The organism is Kitasatospora sp. NPDC057500 (assembly GCF_042802195.1).
In the GTDB taxonomy this organism is placed as follows: domain Bacteria; phylum Actinomycetota; class Actinomycetes; order Streptomycetales; family Streptomycetaceae; genus Kitasatospora.
On record NZ_JBHVER010000381.1, the window covers coordinates 1 to 3,361 of the forward strand.

The 3,361-nt window shown below is 66.9% G+C and carries 5 protein-coding genes; 2 read left to right on the forward strand and 3 right to left on the reverse strand.

Features of this window, described 5'->3' with window-relative positions:
* Positions 1-33: 33 nt before the first annotated feature.
* The 3 genes from ACFU74_RS36615 to ACFU74_RS36625 form a co-directional block, all read right to left on the reverse strand.
* The gene (locus tag ACFU74_RS36615) at positions 34-168 is read right to left on the reverse strand and encodes a hypothetical protein (protein ID WP_255360172.1); all 135 of its coding nucleotides are present in this window, start codon (positions 166-168) and stop codon (positions 34-36) included.
* Between the two features lie 4 nt (positions 169-172).
* Positions 173-1,279 (reverse strand): radical SAM protein, encoded by a 1,107-nt coding sequence (locus tag ACFU74_RS36620; RefSeq protein ID WP_380764458.1) that lies wholly within the window; start codon positions 1,277-1,279, stop codon positions 173-175.
* Between the two features lie 159 nt (positions 1,280-1,438).
* Positions 1,439-1,885 carry an ATP-binding protein gene (locus ACFU74_RS36625; RefSeq protein WP_380764459.1) on the reverse strand — a complete coding sequence of 149 codons (447 nt, stop codon included), beginning with the start codon at positions 1,883-1,885 and terminating at the stop codon, positions 1,439-1,441.
* Between the two features lie 330 nt (positions 1,886-2,215).
* On the opposite strand from ACFU74_RS36625, the gene ACFU74_RS36630 reads away from it, so the two are divergent.
* Both ACFU74_RS36630 and ACFU74_RS36635 read left to right on the forward strand, forming a co-directional pair.
* A complete protein-coding gene (locus tag ACFU74_RS36630) occupies positions 2,216-3,058 on the forward strand; it encodes a helix-turn-helix domain-containing protein (protein ID WP_380764460.1) in 843 nt (280 codons plus the stop codon).
* A 36-nt stretch (positions 3,059-3,094) separates the two neighbouring features.
* Positions 3,095-3,301: a DUF397 domain-containing protein gene (locus ACFU74_RS36635; protein WP_380764461.1), complete on the forward strand. Its 207-nt coding sequence runs from the start codon at positions 3,095-3,097 to the stop codon at positions 3,299-3,301.
* The last annotated feature ends 60 nt before the right edge of the window (positions 3,302-3,361 follow it).

The window sequence follows — 3,361 nt, forward strand, 5'->3', positions numbered from 1 at the left end:
GCCCCGGCCTCGGCCGGGGCACCACCGGACGTGCTAGTACGGTTGGGATTCACTCGACGAGCAGGAGCACATGACGACCTCCAGGACGTCGTCCAGGTCGCCGACGAACACGACCTCCTCGTCCTCAAGGGGCCGCTCGGTGAGCGTAAGCGCTACCGGTACCGGCATGGGTTCACCTCCCTCCGTGCTGGCAGTAGGTGTTGAGCGGGGCCTTCGCCTCCTGGTAGAGCTTGGCCAGCGGCCGGCAGGTGAAGCAGGTGCCGGAGAGCGCGCAGCCGGAGCATCCACCGGTGCGAAGCTGGAGGGAGTCGGCGACGGCGCCCAATCGGCGCAGGCCGTCGACGCCGTCGGTGATCAGGTCGAACTGGGGGTCGCGGCCGACCTTGCAGATCGACGCCTTCCCCCAGGGGTCGGCGTGGAAGAAGGTGTGCCCGGCGTTGCAGCCCTGGAACGGCTTGCGCGGCATGACGTAGTCGGCCGCCTGGGTACCCAATCGCTCGCCGCCGCCCTCGATGGTCGGGCTCATCGTGGTGAACACGTGGTGAGGGAAGCCGTACCGGTCGGCCAGCGCCCGCATCTGGGGGATCTCTCCCGCGTTGCGCTCCGAGACCACGATGTTCAGCTTCAAGGGCAGGCCCGCGTCTCGGGAGGCTTCCAGACCTTTGGTGAACCGGTCGAACGCGCCCCGGTTGCGGGTCATTCCGTCGTAGGAGGCGGCGGTGGCACCGTAGACGCTGACCGCGATCAGGTAGGGGCGATGGCGGGCGAAGACCTCCTGGATGCGTGGCTTCGACAGCTGGCTGCCGTTGCTGGCGATCGAGACCATCAGCCCCAGCTCGTTCGCGTACTGGTAGGCGGCCGGAAAGTCGCGGTCGATCAGCGGCTCGCCGCCGGTGATCTGGAACCACAGGGCGCCGGAGTCCCTGACGACGTTCAGCATCTTGACCTTGTCGTTCCAAGCCAGGCCCTCGAAGTTCTTCAGGCCCAGGTAGCAGTGCTCGCAGTCGTAGTCGCAGCCCTTGTTGATCTCCCATGACGCGCGGCCGTAGCCGAGCGCGGCGGGCTGCCGGACCAGGACCGTCCCGTCGAGCCGCCGTCCGTCCAGGGCCACACCCCAGGCGTTGCGGGCCGCCTTCGCGAGCCATCCGGGCACGATGGCCTGCGGCGGCGCGTCCAGGAGTTCTCGGAACCGGCCGGCGCCGATCCGCAGGCCCTCGCGTCGGCCGGGCTGGACGGCCACGTGGCCGTCCAGGAACGGAGAAGCGATCAAGTCGTGCATGGACACTCCCTTGAACAGCGGGCGAGATGACAGAGCAGGCAGCGGGACGGGTGGGACGGGTGTGCGGAGGCCGGCGGCTCGGATCCCTGCACGGCCGCATCGGCGCAGCCGAACGTCGGACGCTGTCTGGCCCGAGCCGGTACGCGGCCCGAAGGCCGGTCAGGCAGCTGTGGGCTTGGAGCAATGGGCCCAGATGCCTTTCCCTGCGTGGGTGCGAAACCATCCCCATCGCTGCTCGGTGAGCGTGTCGACGAGGTGCAGCCCGAGTCCGGACGGCTTGCCGCCGGGTTCGGCCGTGTCCACAGCAGGCGGACACGGACTGGAGTCGAAGACGAGAACCGCCCAGTGGTCGGTCTCGGGCAGGACGACGACGCTGGCGGGGCCGGGGGCGTGCCGTGCGACGTTGGTGACGAGTTCGTCCAGGACCAAGGCGAGTGCGTCGACCGCCTCCCGTCCCTTCTGGTGGTCGAAGTGGGTGATCTCCGAGAGACACCAGGTGATGACGGACCGGCGGATCGCCCTGACCGTCCTGGTAGTGACGGCCGCAGAGTTGAAGACCCAACCGTCGCGGCCGGTCAGGGAGTCCTCGGGGACGAGGCCATCCATCGGAGTAGTGGGCGATGCCGGTGTTCTGCGGGTGACGGTGCTCTCCACAGCAGACACTCCGTTCGTGCTGGCTGGTCTGCGCCCGGGGTGTGCGTCGACTACCGGAATGCCCTGGTGGCGGGCATGCCGGAGGACTGTCTGCGCGTGGGCACACTGACGTGATGATCTCGGAAGGTGATCGATTGGCCACGCTCCGCGAGCATGGCTTCACTGTCCTCTCAAGTTCGCAGGACGCCAAGGCGACTTTCTGCGAATTCGCAAATCTTCGATTGGCGAATCCCGGTGCAGAGGGCAGACTGTGACCCACCATCACCCCGGGGAGAGCGCAGCGTGGCACCGACCAGTCCGCCGACCTTTCGGCGACGCCGCCTTGGATCGGCCCTTCGTCGCCTGCGCGAGGCCAAGAAGCTGACCCAGCAAGCAGTTGCCGATGCGGTGGGCGTCAACATCGACCGCATCAGCCGCGCCGAGCTTGGCCGAACCAAGATCGACGTCCCGTTGCTGCGTGTTCTCCTCGACGAATACGGCGTCACGGACCAAGGCCTGCGTCAGACCTTGGAGGAGATGAGCCGCAACATCTCCGAGCGTGGGTGGTGGCACAGCTACGCCAGTTTCCTGACTCTCACGTTTCAGGACTTTCTCGGTCTTGAGGGCGACGCGGAGCTGATGCGGTCTTGGGAGACCCTCGTGCCCGGCCGGCTGCAGACCGAGGAGTACACGAGGCTCCTGCTTGCAGCCGGCCAGGGCATCGTGCACTCGACGCGCGAGCACCTGGAGTCCCGAGTCGCTGTCCGGATGGAACGCCAGCGCAAGCTCAACCGCCCACACGAGATCGTCCTCAGTGAGGCTGCGGTACTCGGCCACATCGGCGAGGTTGAGGTGATGAGGCGCCAGATCATCCACCTTCGCGAGCAGAGTGACCGCGACGACATAGACCTCCGCATCCTGCCGCTCAGTTGCGGACCCCACCTCGGACTTGACGGCGCATTCACGATCTTCACGTTCCCGGACGGCGGACAGCTCGTCGGTCTCGAAGCCCTCCTCAACAGCTTCTATCTGGAGGATGAGGACTCGCTGCGGACCTACAACGCGGCCTTCGACCAGATCCGTGATCTTGCGTTGGACGAGAATCAGTCCAAGGCATTCCTCGAACGCGCCGCCCACGCGGCGTAGGTCCCGAACGCACCACCTAGAGAGGTAAGGACAACCGTGCCACGCTCCGCTCCGGTCGACTGGACCAGCAGCTCCTACACCGGCAACAGCGGCCAGTGCGTCCAGTGGCGCACTCCACCGGGCCTGCCTGAAGGCGAGGTGGTGGAGGTCCGTGATTCCAAGGACCCTGGAGGCCCCACGCTCACCGTGCCGACCGCGTCATGGGCCGCCTTCGCCGAGTTCGCCAAGACCTTCGAGGCCTGAAGTTAGCGTGGGCCTTGCCGTCTCGGTTTCCTGGCCGGCCTGATCGACTGCTTGTCGATC